Source organism: Burkholderia anthina (assembly GCF_001547525.1).
In the GTDB taxonomy this organism is placed as follows: domain Bacteria; phylum Pseudomonadota; class Gammaproteobacteria; order Burkholderiales; family Burkholderiaceae; genus Burkholderia; species Burkholderia semiarida.
In genome coordinates, this window is sequence record NZ_CM003768.1 from 861,654 (window position 1) to 882,383 (window position 20,730).

General features: G+C 67.3%; 17 protein-coding genes. 15 read left to right on the forward strand and 2 right to left on the reverse strand.

Translation table 11 applies throughout. The features are described 5' to 3' along the window. Nucleotides 1–118 precede the first annotated feature (118 nt). The 15 genes from hpnJ (at nucleotide 119) to WS64_RS04175 (ending at nucleotide 17,182) form a co-directional block, all read left to right on the forward strand. Nucleotides 119–1,561, forward strand: coding sequence for a hopanoid biosynthesis associated radical SAM protein HpnJ (gene hpnJ / locus WS64_RS04105; protein ID WP_306532324.1), 1,443 nt, complete (start codon nucleotides 119–121; stop codon nucleotides 1,559–1,561). A gap of 3 nt (nucleotides 1,562–1,564) precedes the next feature. After that, a complete protein-coding gene (hpnK, locus tag WS64_RS04110; RefSeq protein ID WP_060965776.1) occupies nucleotides 1,565–2,449 on the forward strand; it encodes a hopanoid biosynthesis-associated protein HpnK in 885 nt (294 codons plus the stop codon). Continuing rightward, nucleotides 2,446–3,495 (forward strand): lysylphosphatidylglycerol synthase domain-containing protein, encoded by a 1,050-nt coding sequence (locus WS64_RS04115; RefSeq protein ID WP_060965777.1) that lies wholly within the window; start codon nucleotides 2,446–2,448, stop codon nucleotides 3,493–3,495. The genes hpnK and WS64_RS04115 overlap by 4 nt, the downstream gene beginning before the upstream one ends. A gap of 88 nt (nucleotides 3,496–3,583) precedes the next feature. Then, nucleotides 3,584–4,138, forward strand: coding sequence for a hypothetical protein (locus tag WS64_RS04120; RefSeq protein ID WP_060965778.1), 555 nt, complete (start codon nucleotides 3,584–3,586; stop codon nucleotides 4,136–4,138). Nucleotides 4,139–4,501: 363 nt separating this feature from the next. Next, nucleotides 4,502–5,191, forward strand: coding sequence for an ABC transporter permease (locus WS64_RS04125; RefSeq protein WP_012328180.1), 690 nt, complete (start codon nucleotides 4,502–4,504; stop codon nucleotides 5,189–5,191). Next, a complete protein-coding gene (locus WS64_RS04130) occupies nucleotides 5,188–5,901 on the forward strand; it encodes an ABC transporter permease (RefSeq protein WP_059573964.1) in 714 nt (237 codons plus the stop codon). Before WS64_RS04125 ends, WS64_RS04130 begins: the two co-directional genes overlap by 4 nt. 20 nt (nucleotides 5,902–5,921) lie before the next feature. Beyond that, nucleotides 5,922–6,722 carry an ABC transporter ATP-binding protein gene (locus tag WS64_RS04135; RefSeq protein ID WP_006488736.1) on the forward strand — a complete coding sequence of 267 codons (801 nt, stop codon included), beginning with the start codon at nucleotides 5,922–5,924 and terminating at the stop codon, nucleotides 6,720–6,722. A 21-nt stretch (nucleotides 6,723–6,743) separates the two neighbouring features. Further along, nucleotides 6,744–7,784 (forward strand): GlxA family transcriptional regulator, encoded by a 1,041-nt coding sequence (locus WS64_RS04140; RefSeq protein WP_060965779.1) that lies wholly within the window; start codon nucleotides 6,744–6,746, stop codon nucleotides 7,782–7,784. A gap of 1,008 nt (nucleotides 7,785–8,792) precedes the next feature. Then, nucleotides 8,793–10,025: an aspartate aminotransferase family protein gene (locus WS64_RS04145; protein ID WP_059573962.1), complete on the forward strand. Its 1,233-nt coding sequence runs from the start codon at nucleotides 8,793–8,795 to the stop codon at nucleotides 10,023–10,025. A 30-nt stretch (nucleotides 10,026–10,055) separates the two neighbouring features. Further along, nucleotides 10,056–11,123: an arginine/ornithine succinyltransferase subunit alpha gene (gene aruF / locus WS64_RS04150; protein WP_059573961.1), complete on the forward strand. Its 1,068-nt coding sequence runs from the start codon at nucleotides 10,056–10,058 to the stop codon at nucleotides 11,121–11,123. Beyond that, nucleotides 11,120–12,151: an arginine N-succinyltransferase gene (gene astA / locus WS64_RS04155; RefSeq protein ID WP_060965780.1), complete on the forward strand. Its 1,032-nt coding sequence runs from the start codon at nucleotides 11,120–11,122 to the stop codon at nucleotides 12,149–12,151. Before aruF ends, astA begins: the two co-directional genes overlap by 4 nt. 7 nt (nucleotides 12,152–12,158) lie before the next feature. Then, nucleotides 12,159–13,622, forward strand: a complete 1,464-nt coding sequence (gene astD, locus WS64_RS04160) for a succinylglutamate-semialdehyde dehydrogenase (protein WP_060965781.1) — start codon at nucleotides 12,159–12,161, stop codon at nucleotides 13,620–13,622. A gap of 14 nt (nucleotides 13,623–13,636) precedes the next feature. Then, on the forward strand, nucleotides 13,637–14,977 hold the full coding sequence (gene astB, locus WS64_RS04165) for an N-succinylarginine dihydrolase (RefSeq protein ID WP_060965782.1): 1,341 nt from the start codon (nucleotides 13,637–13,639) through the stop codon (nucleotides 14,975–14,977). Between the two features lie 7 nt (nucleotides 14,978–14,984). Beyond that, nucleotides 14,985–16,028 carry a succinylglutamate desuccinylase gene (astE, locus tag WS64_RS04170; RefSeq protein WP_059644033.1) on the forward strand — a complete coding sequence of 348 codons (1,044 nt, stop codon included), beginning with the start codon at nucleotides 14,985–14,987 and terminating at the stop codon, nucleotides 16,026–16,028. A 359-nt stretch (nucleotides 16,029–16,387) separates the two neighbouring features. Continuing rightward, a complete protein-coding gene (locus tag WS64_RS04175; protein WP_059644035.1) occupies nucleotides 16,388–17,182 on the forward strand; it encodes an ABC transporter substrate-binding protein in 795 nt (264 codons plus the stop codon). A 90-nt stretch (nucleotides 17,183–17,272) separates the two neighbouring features. Here the strand turns inward: WS64_RS04175 and WS64_RS04180 are convergent, their stop codons facing one another. Both WS64_RS04180 and cdpA read right to left on the reverse strand, forming a co-directional pair. Further along, nucleotides 17,273–18,784, reverse strand: a complete 1,512-nt coding sequence (locus WS64_RS04180; protein ID WP_060313341.1) for an HDOD domain-containing protein — start codon at nucleotides 18,782–18,784, stop codon at nucleotides 17,273–17,275. 27 nt (nucleotides 18,785–18,811) lie between these two features. Further along, nucleotides 18,812–20,554 carry a cyclic di-GMP phosphodiesterase CdpA gene (cdpA, locus tag WS64_RS04185; RefSeq protein WP_208606850.1) on the reverse strand — a complete coding sequence of 581 codons (1,743 nt, stop codon included), beginning with the start codon at nucleotides 20,552–20,554 and terminating at the stop codon, nucleotides 18,812–18,814. Nucleotides 20,555–20,730: the final 176 nt, after the last annotated feature.

Consider the following 20,730-nt stretch of genomic DNA (forward strand, 5'->3'; position numbering starts at 1 on the left):
GGCCCGCGGGCCGACACGCGTCGCACGGCGCAGCCGCGCGGCGCGACATGACGAAGAGGCGGGCGCCGGCATGGCGGCCCGCGGTTTTTTTGACTGAATCGTTGTAACGAAACGAACTATGCAGGCTACCGGAGCATTCATGAAAACGCTGTTCTTGCAGGCCCCTTCGTATGACGGCTTCGACGGCGGAGCCGGCTCGCGCTATCAGGCGAAGCGCGAAATCCGTTCCTTCTGGTATCCGACCTGGCTCGCGCAGCCGGCCGCGCTCGTGCCGGGCAGCCGCGTCGTCGACGCGCCGGCCGACGGCCTGTCGGTCGAGGAAACGCTGAAGATCGCCAACGACTACGACCTCGTGATCATCCACACGAGCACGCCGTCGTTCCCGACCGACGCGATGTTCGCGCAGGATCTGAAGAAGATGAAGCCGTCGATGCTGGTCGGCATGGTGGGCGCGAAGGTGATGGTCGATCCGCACAACTCGCTCACGGCGAGCGACGCCATCGACTTCGTGTGCCGCGAGGAATTCGACTACACCTGCAAGGAGCTCGCCGAAGGCAAGCCGTTCGCCGAGATCAAGGGCTTGAGCTGGCGCGCGAAGGACGGCTCGATCGAGCACAACGAAGCGCGTCCGATCCTCGAGAACATGGACGAACTGCCGTTCGTCGCGCCCGTCTACAAGCGCGACCTGAAGATCGACAACTACTTCATCGGCTACCTGAACTATCCGTACGTGTCGATCTACACGGGCCGCGGCTGCAAGTCGCGCTGCACGTTCTGCCTGTGGCCGCAGACGGTCAGCGGCCATCGCTACCGCACGCGCTCGGTCGAGAACGTGCTCGCGGAAGCGAAGTGGATCCGCGACAACATGCCGGAAGTGAAGGAGCTGATGTTCGATGACGACACCTTCACCGACGATCTGCCGCGCGCCGAAGCCATCGCGATCGGCCTGGGCAAGCTCGGCATGACGTGGTCGTGCAACGCGAAGGCAAACGTGCCGTACAAGTCGCTGAAGATCATGAAGGAAAACGGCTTGCGCCTGCTGCTGGTCGGCTTCGAATCGGGCGACGACCAGATCCTCGTGAACATCAAGAAGGGTGTGCGCACCGATTTCGCGCGCCGCTTCAGCGCGGACTGCAAGAAGCTCGGCATCAAGATCCACGGCACCTTCATCCTCGGGCTGCCGGGCGAGACGAAGGAAACCATCAAGAAGACGATCGAGTACGCGAAGGAAATCAATCCGCACACGATCCAGGTGTCGCTCGCCGCACCGTATCCGGGCACGACGCTGTACAAGCAGGCCGTCGAAAACGGCTGGATGGAAGAGAACAAGACGATCAACCTGGTGAGCAAGGAAGGCGTGCAGCTCGCGGCGATCGGCTATGCGCACCTGTCGCGCGACGAGATCTATCACCACCTCGAACAGTTCTATCGCGAGTTCTACTTCCGTCCGTCTAAGATCTGGGAAATCGTGCGCGAGATGCTGACGAGCTGGGACATGATGAAGCGGCGCCTGCGCGAAGGCGTCGAGTTCTTCCGCTTCCTGCGCGCGCACGAGGCCTGATCCGTGGCGACGCAGCGGGCGGCGCGGGCGCTGATCTTCACCGCGGACGACTTCGGGCTGCACCCGCGCGTCAACGCGGCGGTCGAGCGCGCACACCGCGACGGCGTGCTGAACGCCGCGAGCCTGATGGTCGGCGCACCCGCCGCGCAGGATGCGATCGAACGCGCGCGGCGGCTGCCGTCGCTCGCGGTCGGGCTGCATCTGGTGCTCGCGGACGGGCCGGCCACGCTGCCCGCGCATGAGATTCCCGCGCTCGTCGGCCCCGACGGGCGCTTCGGCGACGCGATGGCGAAGGACGGTTGTCGCTTCTTCTTCCTGCCGCACGTGCGCGCGCAACTGCGCCGGGAAATCCGTGCGCAGTTCGACGCGTTCGCGGCGAGCGGCCTGCCGCTCGACCACGTGAACGCGCACAAGCATTTCCACCTGCATCCGACCGTGCTGTCGATGATCGTCGAGATCGGCCGCGACTACGGGCTGCGCGCGGTACGGCTGCCGTACGAAACGAGCGCGCCCGCGCTGCTCAAGCCGTGGATCGCGCTGGTGCGCGCGCGGCTCGACCGCGCGGGGCTCGCGCACAACGACTACGTGGTCGGCATCGAGCATACGGGCGCGATGGACGAGGCCGTGCTGCTCGACGCGCTCGCGAAGCTGCCGCCGGGCGTCGGCGAGATCTACTGCCATCCGGCCGAAGCGGGCGACGGCCCGATCACGCCGACGATGGCCGGCTATCGCCCGGTCGACGAACTCGATGCGCTGCTGTCGCCGCGCGTCGCGGCCGCGCTGAAGGCGGCGGGCGTCGCGACCGGCGGCTTCGCCGACGTGTTCGGCGGGCCTGCGGCGCGGCGCGGCGCGCACGCGTCGCGCGCAGCGGGAGCGCAGCCGTCATGAGCAAGTGGATCAAGTGGCTCGGCTGGCCGATCGGTATCGGCATCCTGCTCGCGCTGGGGCTGCACGAAGGCGTCGATGACGTATCGCAGATGCTCGCGCGCGCCGGCTACGCGCTGCTGTGGCTCGTGCCGTTCCACGCGCTGCCGCTGTTGCTCGATGCGTACGCATGGCACCAGCTGCTCGACCGGCGCGCCTCGCTGCCGTTCCTGTGGTGGATCGCGACCGTGCGCGAGGCGGTGAACCGGCTGCTGCCGGTGGTCGGCATCGGCGGCGAGATCGTCGGCATCCGGCTCGCGCGCTGGCAGGTGCCCGACGCGAGCCGCGTGACCGCGTCGGTGATCGTCGAGGTGCTCGTGACGATCGTCGTCCAGTATGCGTTCGCGGCGCTCGGCCTCGTGCTGCTGCTCTCGACGACCGACAACATGGGCGGCGGCACGATCGGCCTCGCGCTGCTGCTGACGCTGCCGTTGCCGGTGCTCGGCGTGGTGCTGATGCGGCGCGGCGGCATCTTCCATGCGATCGAGCGTTTCGCGGGCCGCCTGCTCGGCGATTCGCACCGGCTGCTGCAGGGCGTCGACGGCCGCCGGCTCGACACCGACATCGATTCGCTGATGTCGCGCACGGGCCTGCTGTTCAGCGCGTTCTTCTGGCAACTGGCCGGCTACGTGCTCGGCGCGCTCGAGATCTACTGGGCGCTCGCGCTGCTCGGCCACCCGGTGTCGATCGGCGGCGCGATCGCGATCGAGGCGATGACGCAGGCCGTGCGTCATGCGGCGTTCATGGTGCCGGGCGGGCTCGGCGTGCAGGAGGCGACCGTCGTGCTGCTCGCGCAGATGTTCGGCGTCGACCGCGAGACGGCGTTGTCGCTCGCGGTGGTCAAGCGCGGGCGCGAGGTGCTGTTCGGCTGCCTCGCGCTCGGCTCGTGGCAGCTTGCCGAGCTGGTGCGCACGCGCCGCCGCCTTGGCGCGCCGCCGGCCGGGCCGCGCGCGGCGCCCCCGGCGAATCGGGCGCCCGAAACCCGGACCGAAACCGAAACGACGCATTGAACAGCGGACGGCCCGGGCGGCCCGTCTCGCGCTTTTGGCGTCGCGCGGGTATGCTTGCCGCGTGTTTTCTCCACGCGCCATTCTTCCGATGATTTTCCGTTTCCGGCTGCTTTCCGTGACGATGCTGGCCGCCGCGCTGGCGCTGACCGGTTGCGACGACCAGGGCCATCTCGACGTGCAACGTATCAGGGATTTCTTCAACGCGATCAAGCCCGCGCCGCTGCTGCTGAAGGGGCTGAAGGTCGGCGAATCGACCGAAGCCGACGTGCGCGGCACGATGGGCAAGCCCGAGACCGAGCGCACGTTCACCGACGGCTCGAAGCGTCTCGAATATCCGCGCGGCCCGATGGGCAACCAGACCTGGTTCGTCGATCTCGATGCGAACGGGCGCTACACGGGCGCGACGCAGGTACTGACCGCCGAGAATTTCGCGAAAGTGCGCCCGGGGATGGACGAGGAGGAGGTGCGGCGCCTGCTCGGCAAACCGGGCGACATCGCGCAGTATCCGCTGAAGCCGGAGACGGTCTGGAGCTGGCGCTGGCTCGAGGACGGCGTCAACACCGACGCGTTCTTCAACGTTCATTTCGGCCCGGACGGGCTCGTCTACACGACTTCGCGCTCCGACATCCTGAAAGGGCGGTGACGCTCACGCGCGGCGCTTCTTCAGCCAGTCGCGCAGCGCGTCGCGGGCACGAGCAAGCGATTGTGTGGCGTGTGTCCCGACCTGCCCATTCGGCCCGATGGCCAGTCCGGCGCTATATCGAAAAAGCGACCGGAAAATTGCAAAAAAACCGCTTCCCGGCATGTCATCCGACTGTCAGGGAGCGGCTTTTTTCCTTTTGAAACAGCGGCGTAGGTCGTGCGCAGAAATGGTGGGACGAATTGCTGCGATGCAGCAATCGCGCGCATGGTGATTTGAGGCAAATAATTTCGCTTGCGACTATCCGCGTCACTCCGGCGCGGGACAGGCATGCGCGTCGGCATTCATTCAACTCTGGAGACGCGCGTGTTCCTTTACGGCTTTGGTCCCGTCCTCTGGGCCGGCACCGTGCAGACCATCGAGCTGTCGGTGCTGTCGCTCGCCACCGCGGTGGCGCTGGGGCTGATCGGCGCGGTGGCGAAGCTGTCGCACAACCGGGTGCTGCGAGCGATCGCGACCGGTTATACGACGCTGATCCGCTCGGTGCCCGATCTTGTGCTGATGCTGCTGCTGTTCTACAGCATCCAGATCTGGCTGAACCAGTTCACCGACCTCGTCGGCTGGAACCAGATCGACATCGATCCGTTCGTGGCCGGCGTGCTGACGCTCGGCTTCATCTACGGCGCGTACTTCACCGAGACGTTTCGCGGCGCATTCCTGTCGGTGCCGCGCGGCCAGCTCGAAGCCGGTTCGGCTTACGGGATGAGCGGCGCGCGCGTGTTCGCGCGGATCATGTTTCCGCAGATGATGCGCTTTGCGCTGCCGGGCATCGGCAACAACTGGCAGGTGCTCGTGAAGGCGACCGCGCTGGTGTCGATCATCGGTCTCGCGGACGTCGTGAAGGCCGCGCAGGACGCCGGCAAGAGCACGTTCAACATGTTCTTCTTCATCCTCGTCGCGGCGCTGATCTACCTTGCGATCACGACCGTTTCCAACCTCGTGCTGATCCAGCTCGAGAAGCGTTATTCCATGGGCGTGCGGCACGCAGAACTATGATCGAGATCCTTCAGGAATTCGGCAAGGCGTTCCTTTTCTGGGACGGCCAGCGCCTGTCCGGCCTCGCGGTCACGCTGTGGCTGCTCGTCGCATCGATTTCGCTCGGCTTCGTGTGCGCGGTGCCGCTCGCGGTCGCGCGCGTGTCGAGGAACAAGTGGGTGTCGACGCCCGTGCGGTTCTACACGTACGTGTTCCGCGGCACGCCGCTCTACGTGCAGTTGCTGCTGATGTACACGGGCATGTACAGCCTCGAGTTCGTGCGCTCGCACTCGCTGCTCGACGCGTTTTTCCGCAGCGGTTTCAACTGCGCGATCCTCGCGTTCGCGCTGAACACCTGCGCGTACACCACCGAGATCTTCGCCGGAGCGATCCGTGCGATTCCGCATGGAGAGGTCGAGGCGGCGCGCGCGTACGGGATGTCGCCGTTCACGATGTACCGCCGCGTGATTCTGCCGTCGGCGCTGCGCCGTGCGCTGCCGCTGTACAGCAACGAGGTGATCCTGATGCTGCACGCGACGACCGTCGCGTTCACGGCGACCGTGCCGGACATCCTGAAGGTCGCGCGCGACGCCAATTCTGCGACCTACATGGCGTTCCAGTCGTTCGGGATCGCCGCGCTGATCTATCTTGCGGTATCGTTCGCACTCGTCGCGGCGTTTCGCCGCGCGGAGCGCCACTGGCTCGCGTATCTCGCGGCCGCCCGTCACTGAATTACTTCGAGGAGAGCCAGTTGGCCGAGATCACTCAAACGAGCGCGTCCGCTTCCGTCAAGCTTGCCGCGGTCGATATCCACAAGCGCTATGGCGACAACGAGGTGCTCAAGGGCGTGTCGCTGAACGCGAAGGCCGGCGACGTCATCAGCATCATCGGCGCGAGCGGCTCGGGCAAGAGCACGTTCCTGCGCTGCATCAATTTCCTCGAGCGGCCGAATGCGGGGCAGATCGTCGTCGACGGCGAGGCCGTGCGCACGAAGACCGACCGCGCCGGCGCGCTCGAAGTCGCCGATCACAAGCAGTTGCAGCGCATCCGCACGAAGCTTGCGATGGTGTTCCAGCACTTCAACCTGTGGGCGCACATGAACGTGCTGGAGAACGTGATGGAGGCGCCCGTGCACGTGCTCGGCATTTCGAAGAAGGAAGCCGAGGAGCGTGCGCGCGAGTATCTGGAGAAGGTCGGTTTGCCGCCGCGCGTCGAGAAGCAGTATCCGTCGCATTTGTCGGGCGGCCAGCAGCAGCGCGTGGCGATCGCGCGGGCGCTGGCGATGCATCCTGACGTGATGCTGTTCGACGAGCCGACTTCCGCGCTCGATCCGGAGCTGGTGGGCGAAGTGCTGAAGGTGATGCAGAAGCTGGCCGAGGAAGGCCGCACGATGATCGTCGTCACGCACGAGATGGGATTCGCGCGCAACGTGTCGAACCACGTGATGTTCCTGCATCAGGGGCGGACCGAGGAAGAGGGCGATCCGAAGGAGGTGCTGGTGCGTCCGCAGAGCGAGCGGCTCAAGCAGTTCCTGTCGGGCAGCCTCAAGTAACGCGACAGGGCGGGTTTCAACGTGGTACCGGTGTCTCGTCCCGCAGGCGCCACCCGCACGACGCAGGTGGCGATCGTTGCATTGCCGCCCGTGTCGATGTCGGGCGTGGGGCCGATCGTCGATGCGCTGAATCTCGCGAACGAGATCGACGGGCGGCTTTTGTACCGCTGGCAGGTGTGTTCGTGGGATGGGCGGCCGGTGCCGCTCGCGGGCGGCGCGCAGTGGCATGCCGATGCGGCGTTCAACGATGCGATCGCGTGCGACTGGTTGATCGTCGTGTCCGAGCGGTTTCAGCAGTTTGCCGATTACCGGTTGTTTCTCGCGAGTCTCGCGCGGGTCGGGCAGCGCACGCCGGTCGTGACCGGCATTCACCATGGCGTGTGGTGGCTGGCGATGGCGGGGCAGCTTTCCGGGTATCGCGTAAGCGTGAACTGGGAGACGTATCAGCAGTTCGCCGAGCAGTTCGAGCGGTCGATCGTCACGCAGCAGATCTTCGAGATCGATCGCGATCGGGCGACCTGCGCCGGTGGGCAGGCGACCGTCGATTTCATGCTGGCCATGATTGGCCGCGAACATGGGGTCGATCTCGCGGAGCGGATCGCCGATGCGCTCGGGGCCGGCACGCTGCGCAGCGGCGAGGAACGGCAGAGGATTCCTTTTGTTACCGCGCCCGGCGAGCGGCATCCTCGGTTGAATGATGCTTTGCTTTTGATGGAAGCCAATATCGAGGATCCGTTGACGACCGATGAGATCGCCGGGCTCGTCGGCGTTTCACGCCGGCAACTGGAGCGGCTCTTTCGGCAGTATCTCGGGGCGATGCCCTCAAAGTATTACCTCAATCTTCGGTTGCTCAAGGCTCGGACGCAGTTGCAGCGGACCAGCAAGTCGGTCGTTCAGGTTTCTCTCGCTTGTGGGTTCTCTTCTGCCGCGCACTTCTCTAACGCTTACCGCGAAAGGTTCGGAGTCACACCTCGGGAAGATCGGCGAGCGTGGCTCGAGAAGCAGACTGGCGGCGGCAGTGAACCTCGTGGAGGGGCGCTCGTCGAGCGCGAGAAGGGGTGATGGCCGGGGTGATGTTCGGGGTGGTGATCGGTGGTGCGGTTTGCTCTCTCGTGAAGTACCTGTGATCGTGTCGGTCTATTAGCGTCGCCCCTCCGCGGGGCAGCGGTCACTTTTCTTTGTCTTGCCAAAGAAAAGTAACCAAAAGAAAGGCGCTCAGATAACGCATGACTTACCGGTGCCATGGCACTCAGAGTGGATCGCACAAAAGTGTCCGCGCCAGTCACGAACCCGGAGTGGTTCGAGCAATGGTTCTGACACCACTGGCTACCCCACGGAGTGGTATACCGTCCGCTAGCTCCGTCCTCGCTTCGCTCGGCCGACAGGTCCATCCATCCCCAGCCAGCCGCCATCGCTCGCCCCTGGACGAGAGACAACTTCCGAAAAGCAGGAATTTGCCGCTCTGCCGCGAGAAAATTGGGGCCGCAAACACATCGCGGTCGCGAGAACATCTTCAAGAGATTGGGCTACCAATGCCGCGAAAAAAGTGCCTGGCGGCGGGTAGTCGTGCAGAGAAGCGTGAATGCAACCGCGCCCTTGAAGTACCTGTCGGCCGAGCGAAGCGAGGACGGAGCTAGCGGACGGTATACCACTCCGTGGGGTAGCCAGTGGTGTCAGAACCATTGCTCGAACCACTCTGGGGTCCTGACTGGCGCGGACACTTTTGTGCGGACCACTCTGGGGCGCCATGGCACCGGTAAGTCATGCGTTATCTGAGCGCCTTTCTTTTGGTTACTTTTCTTTGGCAAGACAAAGAAAAGTGACCGCTGCCCCGCGGAGGGGCGACGCTAATAGACCGACACGATCACAGGAATTTCACGACCCCGGAAGCGCCCCCGAGACAGCGAGAAAAAGCCGCAAAATACTGACCCACATCTACCAACCGACGTGCCCGGAAGGGCAAAACCCAAACCTTCCGATAGAACCCGTCGCAATTCCGCAAGACGCTTGCGTCGCCCTTACCTAAACTTGATCCTGTTGAACCCTCTTACGAAACCGAAAGGAACGACCATGACGACCTCGACCGTGACCCGCCAGACATTCGACGAAGTGATGGTGCCGGTATTCTCTCCCGCGCCGTTCGTGCCGGACCGTGCAGAGGGCTCGCGCGTATGGGACACGGCCGGCCGTGAATACATCGACTTCGCGTGCGGCATCGCGGTCACGTCACTCGGCCACGGCCACCCGGAACTGCTGAAGGTGCTGGACGAACAAGGCCGCAAGCTCTGGCACATCGGCAACGGCTACACGAACGAGCCGGTGCTGCGCCTCGCGAAGCGCCTCGAATCGCTGACCTTCGCCGACCGCGCATTCTTCGCGAACTCCGGCGCGGAAGCGAACGAAGCCGCACTGAAGCTCGCGCGCCGCGTCGCCTTCGACCGCCACGGCGCCGATAAAGTCGAAATCGTGTCGTTCGTGCAGTCGTTCCACGGCCGCACGTTCTTTACCGTCAGCGTCGGCGGCCAGCCGAAATACTCGGAAGGCTTCGGCCCCGTGCCGGAAGGCATCAAGCACCTGCCGTTCAACGACATCGAAGCCGCGAAGGCCGCGATCGGCCCGAAAACCTGCGCGGTGATCGTCGAGCCGGTGCAGGGCGAAGGCGGCGTGATTCCCGCCGATCCGGCGTTCCTCAAGGCACTGCGCGAAGCGTGCGACGCGAACGACGCCCTGCTGATCTTCGACGAAGTGCAAACGGGCGTCGGCCGCACGGGCCAGTTCTACGCCTACATGGACACGGGCGTCACGCCGGACATCCTGACGACCGCGAAAGCGCTCGGCAACGGCTTCCCGATCGGCGCGATGCTGACGACGAACGAACTGGCCGCGCACTTCAAGGTCGGCGTGCACGGCACGACGTACGGCGGCAACCCGCTCGCATCGGCGATCGCCGACAAGGTCGTCGAACTGATCGGCGACCCGGCCCTGCTCGAAGGCGTGCGCGAACGCAGCGTGCGCCTGAAGGGCGCGCTGGAACGCATCAACGCGCGCTTCGGCATCTTCAAGGACATCCGCGGCAAGGGCCTCCTGGTCGGCGCCGAACTCACCGCCGCATTCGACGGCCGCGCGAAGGACTTCGTCACCGCCGCCGCCGAGCAAGGCCTGATCATGCTGATCGCCGGCCCGAACGTGCTGCGCTTCGTGCCGTCGCTCGTGATCCCGTTCGACTTGCTCGACGAAGGCGTGAAGCGCTTCGAGAAGGCAGTCGAGCAGGTGGTCGCGGCCCAGGAAGCCACCGCGCGCTGATCGGCGCCCCCATCGCAGACAGGAACGACGATGCTATTTGTTCGCCCCGGCAAACTCACGGATCTCGATGCGCTCGCGCACATGGCGCGCACCGCGCAGCCGGTCCTGCACTCGCTGCCGCACGACCGCGCGGCGCTCGAAGCGCGTGTGGCGCTCTCGGAAGATTCGTTTCGCGCGGACGTCGACTTCGCCGGCGAGGAGTTCTACCTCTTCGTACTCGAGGATTCGTCGACCGGCAAGCTGCTCGGCACGGCGAGCATCGTGGCCGCGGCCGGCTACTCGGAACCGTTCTACGCGTTCCGCAACGACGCGCTGATCCACGCGTCGCGCGAGCTGCACGTGAACCGCAAGATCCATGCGCTCACGATGTCGCACGAGCTGACCGGCAAGAGCCGGCTCGCGGGCTTCTACGTCGATCCGTCGCTGCGCGGCGACGCGGCCGCGCACCTGATCTCGCGCGCCCGGATGATGTACATCGCCGCGAACCGCCGCCGCTTCACGCCCGAAGTATTCACGCTGCTGCTCGGCGTGAGCGACGGCAACGGCGCATCGCCGTTCTGGGAAGCGGTGGGCCGCAAGTTCTTCGGCCGCGATTTCACCGACGTCGACATCGCCTCGGGCGGCCGCAGCCGCACGTTCATCGCCGAAGTGATGCCGGCCTATCCGCTCTACGTGCCGCTGCTGCCGGAAGCCGCGCAGCGCGTGCTCGGCGAGCCGAACGAAACGGCCCTGCTCGCATACGACATCCATCTGGAGGAAGGCTTCGAGCCCGACCGCTTCGTCGACATCTTCGACGCGGGCCCGGTATTGACCGCGCAGGTCGATCGCACCGCGTGCGTGAAGCACGGCGCGGAGCGCGTCGTGCGCGAGGCCGCGCATCAGCAGGGCGACGTCGCGTACCTGGTGTCGACGGGCAGCGGCGAATCGTTCCGCTGCGTGCTGGCCGACCTGCCGGGCGAGACGGCCGACGCGCGGGGCGCCGAGGCGCCGCTGGCCGGCGACGTGCGCGCGGCGCTCGACGTGAAGGAAGGCGATGTCGTGCGCTGCGTGCCGCTGCATCGCCGCGACGATGAAGAATCGAAGGGAGACGCAGCATGATCGTCGTTCGTGTCGTACAAACGGGCGACGTCGACGCGCTCGTGTCGCTCGCGCAGGAAACCGGGCCGGGCCTGACCACGTTCAAGCCCGACCGCGACGCGCTCGCCGCGCGCATCGAACGCTCGCGCCGCACGCTGGAGGGCAAGGCGGCGCCGGGCGAAGCCGGCTACTTCTTCGTGATGGAAGATTCGAAGACGGGCGACATCGCGGGCGTGTGCGGGATCGAGACGCAGGTCGGCCTCGAGCAGCCGTTCTACAACTACCGCGTGAGCACGGTCGTGCACGCGAGCCAGGAGCTCGGCGTGTGGACGCGGATGTCCGCGCTGAACATCTCGCACGACCTGACGGGCTACGCGGAAGTGTGCTCGCTGTTCCTGAGCCCGCGCTATCGCACAGGCGGCGTCGGCGGCCTGCTGTCGCGCTCGCGCTTCATGTTCATCGCGCAGTTCCGCGACCGCTTTCCGGAGCGCATCTGCGCGGAACTGCGCGGCCACTTCGACGAGGACGGCACGTCGCCGTTCTGGCGTGCGGTCGGTTCGCACTTCTACCAGATCGACTTCAACGCGGCCGACTACCTCAGCTCGCACGGCCGCAAGTCGTTCCTCGCGGAACTGATGCCGCGCTACCCGGTGTACGTCGACCTGCTGCCGCAGGACGCGCAGGACGCGGTCGGCCTCACGCACCGCGACACGCTGCCGGCCCGCAAGATGCTCGAGGCCGAAGGGCTGCGTTACCAGAATCACGTCGACATCTTCGACGCGGGCCCGGTGCTCGAATGCCACATCAACGACCTGCGCACGGTGCGTGAGAGCGTCGTCGTGCCGGTCGCGATCGGCGTGCCGGACGCAACCGACAACGTACCGAAGTCGCTCGTGTCGAACACGTCGCTCGACGATTTCCGCGTCGGCGTCGCGCCGGGCGTGGTCGCGAACGGTTCGTTCGTGCTGTCGGCCGACGATGCCGCCGCGCTCGACGTGAAGGCCGGCGATCCGGTTCGCGTGCTGCCGCTCAAAGTCAAACAGGGATAAACGAATCATGACGGAACTCTTCATCGACGGCGCCTGGGTCGCAGGCTCGGGCCCCGTCTTCGCTTCGCGCAACCCGGGCACGGACGCGATCGCATGGCAGGGCGAAAGCGCGTCGGCGGCCGACGTCGACCGTGCGGTCGCGAGCGCGCGCGGCGCGTTCGCCGGCTGGTCGGCGCTCGACTTCGACGCGCGCTGCGACATCGTCAAGCGTTTCGCCGCGCTGCTCACCGAGCGCAAGGACGCGATCGCGACCGCGATCGGCCGCGAAACCGGCAAGCCGCTGTGGGAGGCGCGCACCGAAGTCGCGTCGATGGCCGCGAAGGTCGGCATCTCGATCCAGGCCTACCAGGAACGCACCGGCGAGAAGCGCCAGGACATGGCCGACGGCGTCGCGGTGCTGCGTCATCGCCCGCACGGCGTCGTCGCGGTGTTCGGCTCGTACAACTTCCCCGGCCACTTGCCGAACGGTCATATCGTGCCGGCGCTGATCGCCGGCAACACGGTCGTGTTCAAGCCGTCCGAACTCGCACCGGGCGTCGCGCGCGCGACGGTCGAGGTGTGGCACGAAGCCGGGCTGCCGGCCGGCGTGCTGAACCTCGTGCAGGGCGAGAAGGACACCGGCATCGCGCTCGCGAACCATCGGCAGATCGACGGGCTGTTCTTCACCGGCAGCTCGGATACCGGCACGCTGCTGCACAGGCAGTTCGGCGGCCGGCCGGAAATCGTGCTCGCGCTCGAGATGGGCGGCAACAACCCGCTCGTGATCGGCGAGGTCGAGGACATCGACGCGGCCGTGCATCACACGATCCAGTCGGCGTTTCTGTCGGCCGGCCAGCGCTGCACGTGCGCGCGCCGCATCTTCGTGCCGCAGGGCGCGTTCGGCGACCGTTTCCTCGCGCGCTTCGCCGACGTCACGTCGAAGATCACCGCCGACGTGTTCGATGCCGATCCGCAGCCGTTCATGGGCGCGGTGATCTCGGCACGCGCGGCCGCGAAGCTGGTCGACGCGCAGGCGCGCCTGGTCGAGCAGGGCGCGAAGCCGATCATCGCGATGGCGCAGCGCGATCCGCGCCTCGGCTTCGTGAATGCGGCGATCGTCGACGTGACGGGCGTCGCGGACCTGCCCGACGAAGAGCACTTCGGCCCGCTCGCGCAGATCGTCCGCTACGCGACGTTCGACGAAGCGATCGAGCGCGCGAACGACACGGCGTTCGGCCTGTCCGCCGGGCTGCTCGCCGACGACGCGAAGGCATGGGAGCACTTCCGCCGCACGATCCGCGCCGGCATCGTCAACTGGAACCGCCCGACCAACGGCGCATCGTCGGCCGCACCGTTCGGCGGCACGGGCCGCTCGGGCAACCATCGCCCGAGCGCGTACTACGCGGCCGACTATTGCGCGTACCCGATGGCGTCGGTGGAAAGCACGCAACTGACCTTGCCCGCGAGCATGTCGCCGGGCCTGCATTTCTGATCGAGGGAGCGACGATGAACGCACAAGAAGCCAATTTCGACGGACTCGTCGGCCCGACCCACAACTACGCCGGGCTGTCGTTCGGCAACGTGGCGTCGCTGAACAACGAGAAGTCGGCCGCGAACCCGAAGGCGGCCGCGAAGCAGGGGCTGCGCAAGATGAAGCAGCTCGCGGATCTCGGCTTCGCGCAAGGCGTGCTGCCGCCGCAGGAGCGGCCGTCGCTGCGCCTGTTGCGCGAGCTCGGCTTCTCGGGCAAGGACGCGGACGTGATCGCGAAGGCCGCGAAGCAGGCGCCCGAACTGCTCGCCGCGGCGAGCTCGGCGTCGGCGATGTGGACCGCGAACGCGGCCACCGTCAGCCCGTCGGCCGACACGAGCGACGGCCGCGTGCACTTCACGCCGGCGAACCTGTGCAGCAAGCTGCATCGCGCGATCGAGCACGAAGCGACGCGCCGCACGCTGTCGACGCTGTTCGCCGACCCCGCGCACTTCGCGGTGCACGAAGCGCTGACGGGCACGCCGGCGCTCGGCGACGAAGGCGCGGCGAACCATACGCGCTTCTGCGCCGAATACGGCAAGCCGGGTGTCGAATTCTTCGTGTACGGACGCGCGGAATACCGTCGCGGGCCGGAGCCGAAGCGTTTCCCGGCCCGCCAGACGTTCGAGGCGAGCCGCGCGGTCGCGCATCGCCACGGGCTCGCGGAGGAAGCGACGGTCTACGCGCAGCAGGATCCGGACGTGATCGACGCGGGCGTGTTCCACAACGACGTGATCTCGGTCGGCAACCGCGACACGCTGTTCACGCACGAACGCGCGTTCGTCAACAAGCAGGCGATCTACGACACGCTGACCGCCGCGCTCGACGCGCGCGGCGCGCGGCTGAACGTGATCGAGGTGCCGGACGCGGCGGTGAGCGTGAACGATGCCGTCACGTCCTACCTGTTCAACAGCCAGTTGCTGTCGCGCGCGGACGGCTCGCAGGTGCTCGTCGTGCCGCAGGAATGCCGTGAGAACGCGAAGGTCGCCGCCTACCTCGACCATCTCGCGGCCGGCAACGGCCCGATCCGCGACGTGCTCGTGTTCGACCTGCGCGAAAGCATGAAGAACGGCGGCGGCCCCGCTTGCCTGCGCCTGCGCGTCGTGCTGAACGAAGCGGAGCGCGCGGCCGTCACGTCGAACGTATGGATCAACGACACGCTGTTCGCGTCGCTCGACGCGTGGATCGACAAGCACTATCGCGATCGCCTCGCACCGGAAGACCTCGCCGATCCGGCGCTGCTCGACGAATCGCGCACGGCGCTCGACGAGCTCACGCAGATCCTGCGCGTCGGTTCGCTGTATGACTTCCAGCGCTGAGGCACGGATGCCGGCCGCCGCGCTGCTCGACGATTTTCTCGCGTTCACGTTGGCGGGCGGTGCACCGGCCGAAACGCACGGCGCCTGCGCGGGCGACGCGGTGCGCTGGCAATGGCTCGGCGACGGGCTGCTCGCGTTCGAGCCTGCCGCCGCTGACGCCGCGGCGCGCGCGAGCGTGCTCGTGTCGGCCGGCGTGCACGGCGACGAGACCGCGCCGATCGAACTGCTGTCGATGCTCGTGCGCGATCTCGCGTCGGGCGCGCTGCCGCTCGCGTGCCGGCTGCTCGTCGTGCTCGGCAACGTGCCGGCGATGCGCGCGGGCGAACGCTATCTCGACGACGACCTGAACCGCCTGTTCAGCGGCCGTCACGCGCAGGCGCCCGCGAGCCGCGAAGCGCCGCGCGCCGCGCGGCTCGAAGCGGCGGCATCCGCCTTCTTCGCGGCGGCGCCGGCGGGCAGCGCGCGCTGGCACATCGACATGCATACGGCGATCCGTGCGTCGGTATTCGAGCAGTTCGCGCTGCTGCCGCACACGGGCACGCCGCCCACGCGCGCGATGGTCGAATGGCTCGGCGATGCGCGCATCGCGGCCGTGCTGCTGCACACCGCGAAGGGCAACACGTATTCGCATTTCACGGCCGAGCAGTGCGGTGCGCTCGCGTGCACGCTGGAGCTCGGCAAGGTGCGGCCGTTCGGCCAGAACGACCTCGCGCGTTTCGCGCCGGCCGATCGTGCGGTGCGCAAGCTCGTGTCGGGCGAGCGGCGTGAAGACGCAGCCGAGGGCGGCCGTCCGCCGCTGCCGCGCGTGTTCACCGTGATCGACCAGATCACGAAGCAGAGCGACGCGCTCGAGCTGTTCGTCGCGGCCGACGTCGCGAACTTCACCGCATTCGCGCGCGGCACCGTGCTCGCACGGGACGGCGACTACCGCTACACGGTGACGCACGACGAGGAACGGATCGTGTTTCCGAACCCGACCGTGAAGCCCGGGCTGCGCGCGGGCCTGCTCGTGATCGACACGACGCGCGAGACGCTGGCCGCACTCGTCTGATCGATGCGCGATCGTGCGGGCCGCGGCGACGCTCGGCGTGCGCATCGTCCCGCGGCCCCTTCATTTTATTTTTGCGATGACGCCCGCCCGCCGCGCAGACGGCGCGTGCGTCGCGCTTGCTTGTTTGCGACACCGTCTTGCAAGTTCGGCGGGTCGCGTGGCGGCTGCCGGGCACGCGGCGCAGCATCGCGCGCCGACGCCCGCTCCGCCATGCCGGGCCGCGCGGATTGGTACAATCGCGGCCTTGCGGCTGTTGCGCCGCATCACGGCGCGGCGTCGGCATTGCCGGTGTCATCCGACCCTGCAATGATGGATGCGCCCGTCGTTTCGGAACATTCGAGTATCGAGGAGAACACCTGATGAAGTTGGATTGGCGTAAAGTGGCCGCGCATGCGGTGGTGGCGGCATCGGCGGTGGCGGCAGGCAGCGCGCTTGCCGCGGATCTGAAGGAGATCCGGTTCGGCGTCGAGGCCTCGTACGCCCCGTTCGAATACAAGACGCCCGACGGCAAGCTGACCGGCTTCGACATCGACATCGGCAACGCGGTGTGCGCGAAGCTGAAGACGAAGTGCGTGTGGGTCGAGAACGACTTCGATGGCCTGATCCCGGCGCTGCAGGCGCGCAAGTTCGACGCGATCAACTCGGACATGACCATCACCGATCAGCGCAAGCACGCGATCGCGTTCACCGATCCGATCTACACGATTCCGAACCAGCTGATCGCGAAGCAGGGCAGCGGCCTGCTGCCGACCCCGCAAGCGCTGAAGGGCAAGCGCGTCGGCGTGCTGCAGGGCACGATCCAGGAAGCGTACGCGAAGAAGAAGTGGGCGCCGGCCGGTGTTGAAGTCGTGCCGTACCAGACACAGGATCTGGCCTATGCCGACCTGAAGTCGGGCCGTCTCGACGCGACCTTCCAGGATTCGGAAGCCGGCTCGAAGGGCTTCCTGACGAAGCCGCAAGGCCAGGGCTTCGGGTTCGCGGGCGGCACGGTCAGCGACGCCGAGATCCTCGGCTCGGGCGTCGGCTTCGGCCTGCGCAAGAACGACGCGGCGCTGAAGACCGCGCTCGATCAGGCGCTGAAGGAACTGAAGGCCGACGGTACGATCGACAACCTCGCGAAGAAGTACTTCAGCGTGCCCGTGACGCTCAAGTAAGCGTTTCGTACGCGCACGATGTAAAAAAACCGGCCGCCGATGCGGCCGGTTTGCTTTTCGGCAGCGAAAACGGCAGCGGCGGGCCGGCCGTCAGCCCGGCTGCGCGGCGAAGAACCGCCCCAGCTCGCGTGCGAGCTCGTTGAGTACGGCCATCTCCTGCTGCGAGATCTTGCGCGCGGGCTGCGCGCCGGCCCAGTCGCCGTACAGCAGCGCGACGCTCGTCGCGCCGACGCGTACGGGCAGCAGCACGAATGCGCGCGTGTCGTCGAACGCGTCGAGATACCACGCGGGCAGGCGCTTCACCATCTTCGGCTCCCGCGCCTGCTCGATGAAGATGCCGACCGAGTTCGTGATCGCGAGATGGAACACGTCCGGCTCGAAGCGCTCGTCGAAGCGCAGCCGGTCGAGCGCCGTATCGACGCCGGGGCCGAAGCCCAGGCGCGCGGCGAACGTGCCGTCGTCGTGACGCACGAACATCACGGTGCGCGTGAACGCGAGGCCGGCCAGCAGGCTTTCCGACGCGAGCGCGAGCACCGGCGTCAGCACGTGCTCGGACGGCAGCGCACGCAGGTCGGCCAGACCGGCTTCGAGGCATGCCTCGGGTTCGGCCTGCGCGCGCGCGATCGCATCGGCGTTCGCGCGCAGCTCGACGATCTCGCGCATCACCGTGTCGCTCGCTTCCTCGCGCGCGAGCCGCTCGGCGATCTCGACGATCGCCTCGGATTCCATGTCGAGTTCGGCGCCGTAGTGCTGCGCGAGCGCCGCGATGCGCGCGTCGCGCTGCGCGCTGGCAGGCATGACGAGCGCGCCGGCGACGTCGGTCGAACAGCGGCTCACCGCGCGCAGCCAGCGGATGCGCGCTGCCGGGCCGTCGTCGGCGGCCGGGCCCGCGTGGCGGGCGTCGCCGTCCTCGTCGTCGAATGCGTCGGCGTGCGCCGCGTGGTCGCCGTCCGCCATCCCCGCGCGGATCACGTCGGGCAGCCGCCAGCGCGCGGCTGCCTCGAGACCGATCTCGTCGAAGCCGACGCCGAGCACGTCGGTGCAGGCGGCCGATTCGTCGCCGTTCAGTTCGGCCGCGCGGCGGCGGATGCGGTCCCACTCGCTGTCGAGATAGCAGACCACCAGCAGCTTGCCGACCTGGCGCATCAGCGTGCAGACGACGGCTTCCTCGCCCGCGCGCAGTTCGGCGCGCTCGGTGAGCTTGCGCGCGACGCAGCCGGACAGCAGCGCGCGGTTCAGCTCCAGCTTCGCGTCGATACGCCGCGGCGTGCTCTGATGGAAATGGTCGACGAGCTTGAGCCCGACCACGAGATGGCCGACGGCATCCATGCCGAGCACCATCAGCGCGCGGGTCACGGTGGTGATGTTGCCGCCGAACGCCATGTACATCGCGGAGTTCGCGAGCCGCAGCACTTTCTGCGTGAGTGCGAAATCCGACAGCACGACGCGCACGAGCGCGGTGAAGTCGAGATCGTCGTTCTTCATCGCGGCCATCGTCGCGCGCAGCGATTCCGACAGCAGCGGGAAATCGCCCCGTTCGTTCATCCGCGCCCACAGCTTGTCGAGCAGCGCGGTGCGGGGCAGGTGTTCGGTGATTGACATACGGATCCGTCCGGTTCGCCGCGCGCGTCAGGCGGCGGCGTGCAGGTGCAGCTGCTGCGCCGCGAAGCGCCGCGCGAGCTCCTCGGACGGCAGCGCCTGGCAGACGAGCCAGCCCTGGATGTGATTGCAGCCCATCTCCGTCAGCAGCTCGCGCTGCGCCTCGGTCTCGACGCCCTCGGCGACGAGCTCGAGATCGAGTGTCTGCGCGAGGCCGACCACCGCCGACACGATCGCGCGGTCGTTGCGCGACGTCAGCAGGTTCTCGACGAAACTGCGGTCGATCTTCAGCTTCGCGAGCGGGAAGCGCTGCAGATAGGCAAGGCTCGAATAGCCGGTGCCGAAATCGTCGATCGCGAAGCGGATGCCGAGATCGGTCAGCTCCTCGAGCAGCATTTTCGCGTGCGCGGGATCGTGCATCAGCAGGCTTTCGGTGATTTCGAGCACGATACGGCGCGGGTCGATGCCGGTCAGCGCGATCGCCTCGCGCACGCTCTGCGTGAAGCGCGGGTCGCGGAACTGCTGCGGCGACACGTTGACCGCCACGTATTGCAGCGCGAGCCCCTGGCCGTCCCAGGCGACGAGCTGCATGCACGCGGCCTTGAGCACCCAGTTGCCGAGGTAGTTGATCAGGCCGATCGATTCGGCGAGCGGGATGAAGGTGGCCGGCGGCACGAGGCCGTGCACCGGATGGCGCCAGCGGATCAGCGCCTCGACGCCGACCACCGCGCCCGACTGGCTGTGGGTGATCGGCTGGAAATGGAGCGAAAACTCGCCGTTGCGCACGCCGTCGTACAGGTCGGCTTCGAGCTTGAGCCGTTCGGCGTCCGCTGGATCGTCGACGGGCGCGTGGAACGCGAGCGCGTTGCCGCCCGAGGCCTTCGCCTGCGAGAGCGCGTGGTCGGCGCGGCGCAGCAGCGGGCTGTGATGCTGCGCCCGATGCGGCGCGGCACGTTCGTCGGGGTAGAGCGCGATGCCGATGCTCGCGGACAGGTGCACGGTCTGCCCCTGGAATACGTAGGGCTCGCGCACCGCGGCCTGCAGCCGGCGCGCGAGCGCGTCGGCGGCATGGCTCGCCTGCGTGCGGTCCGGTGCGCCCAGCACGACCGCGAACTTGTCGCTCGCGACGCGCGCGAGCTGCTCGTTCGGCGTGACGAGCGCCTTCAGCCGCTGCGCGGTCTCGCGCAGCAGCGTGTCGCCCGCGTCGTAGCCGAGCGCGCGGTTGATCCGCTGGTAGTCGTCGAGGTCGAGCAGCAGCAGCGCGGCGCAGGTGCCGTCCTCGTCGGCGGTCTGCTGCGCGCGCATCAGCGCCGGCACGAGCGCGGACAGGTTGTCGAGCCCCGTCATCGGGTCATGGTGCATTTCGTACGTCAGGCGTGCCTCGAGCGCGCGCCACGACGACACGTCGAATGCCGCGATCGCGAAGCCGTCGACGCCGTGGTGGCGGCTCTTGAACGCGCGGACCTCGACGTCCAGCGGGTAGGTGAGCGACTTGACGATGCACATCGTCGCCTTCTCGACCTGGCCGGAGCGTGCGGCGCGGGCGAGCAGGCCTTCGAGCGCCGGGGTATCCTGTTCGGCGATCAGGTCGCGCAGCGTCAGCGTATGCAGGTAGTCGCGGTGGTAGCCGATGAAGCGCAGGCTCGCGTCGGACACGTACAGAAAGCGCAGCTCGCGGTCGACATGGGCGAGGAAATCCACCGTGCCGACCGTCTGTTCCAGCCAGTTGCGCACGGAGTCGTCGCGGCGCGGCGCGACGGCGCGCGCGGGCATCAGCGCGCCGCCCGACCGAGCGAAGCGGCGCAGCGTATGCAAGGCGCTGCGCCAGGAGCCCTTGCGTGACGTCTGTTTCCTGTTGGCTTCCATGTTTCTCGCTGACGTGAAGGGCTGGAACCGGTTGTCCGGAAGGAATAACGGCAGACTGTCAGAAATCTTTAACGGGCCGGCCA

Bases quoted from the DNA above. Each gene is read 5' to 3' on its own strand.
- WS64_RS04115 (WP_060965777.1), top strand. From the start codon at position 2,446: ATGAGCAAGTGGATCAAGTGGCTCGGCTGGCCGATCGGTATCGGCATC.
- astE (WP_059644033.1), top strand. From the start codon at position 14,985: ATGCCGGCCGCCGCGCTGCTCGACGATTTTCTCGCGTTCACGTTGGCG.
- WS64_RS04175 (WP_059644035.1), top strand. From the start codon at position 16,388: ATGAAGTTGGATTGGCGTAAAGTGGCCGCGCATGCGGTGGTGGCGGCA.
- astA (WP_060965780.1), top strand. From the start codon at position 11,120: ATGATCGTCGTTCGTGTCGTACAAACGGGCGACGTCGACGCGCTCGTG.
- astD (WP_060965781.1), top strand. From the start codon at position 12,159: ATGACGGAACTCTTCATCGACGGCGCCTGGGTCGCAGGCTCGGGCCCC.
- hpnJ (WP_306532324.1), top strand. From the start codon at position 119: ATGCAGGCTACCGGAGCATTCATGAAAACGCTGTTCTTGCAGGCCCCT.
- WS64_RS04120 (WP_060965778.1), top strand. From the start codon at position 3,584: ATGATTTTCCGTTTCCGGCTGCTTTCCGTGACGATGCTGGCCGCCGCG.
- WS64_RS04145 (WP_059573962.1), top strand. From the start codon at position 8,793: ATGACGACCTCGACCGTGACCCGCCAGACATTCGACGAAGTGATGGTG.
- cdpA (WP_208606850.1), bottom strand. From the start codon at position 20,554: ATGCCCGCGCGCGCCGTCGCGCCGCGCCGCGACGACTCCGTGCGCAAC.
- astB (WP_060965782.1), top strand. From the start codon at position 13,637: ATGAACGCACAAGAAGCCAATTTCGACGGACTCGTCGGCCCGACCCAC.
- WS64_RS04180 (WP_060313341.1), bottom strand. From the start codon at position 18,784: ATGTCAATCACCGAACACCTGCCCCGCACCGCGCTGCTCGACAAGCTG.
- WS64_RS04130 (WP_059573964.1), top strand. From the start codon at position 5,188: ATGATCGAGATCCTTCAGGAATTCGGCAAGGCGTTCCTTTTCTGGGAC.
- aruF (WP_059573961.1), top strand. From the start codon at position 10,056: ATGCTATTTGTTCGCCCCGGCAAACTCACGGATCTCGATGCGCTCGCG.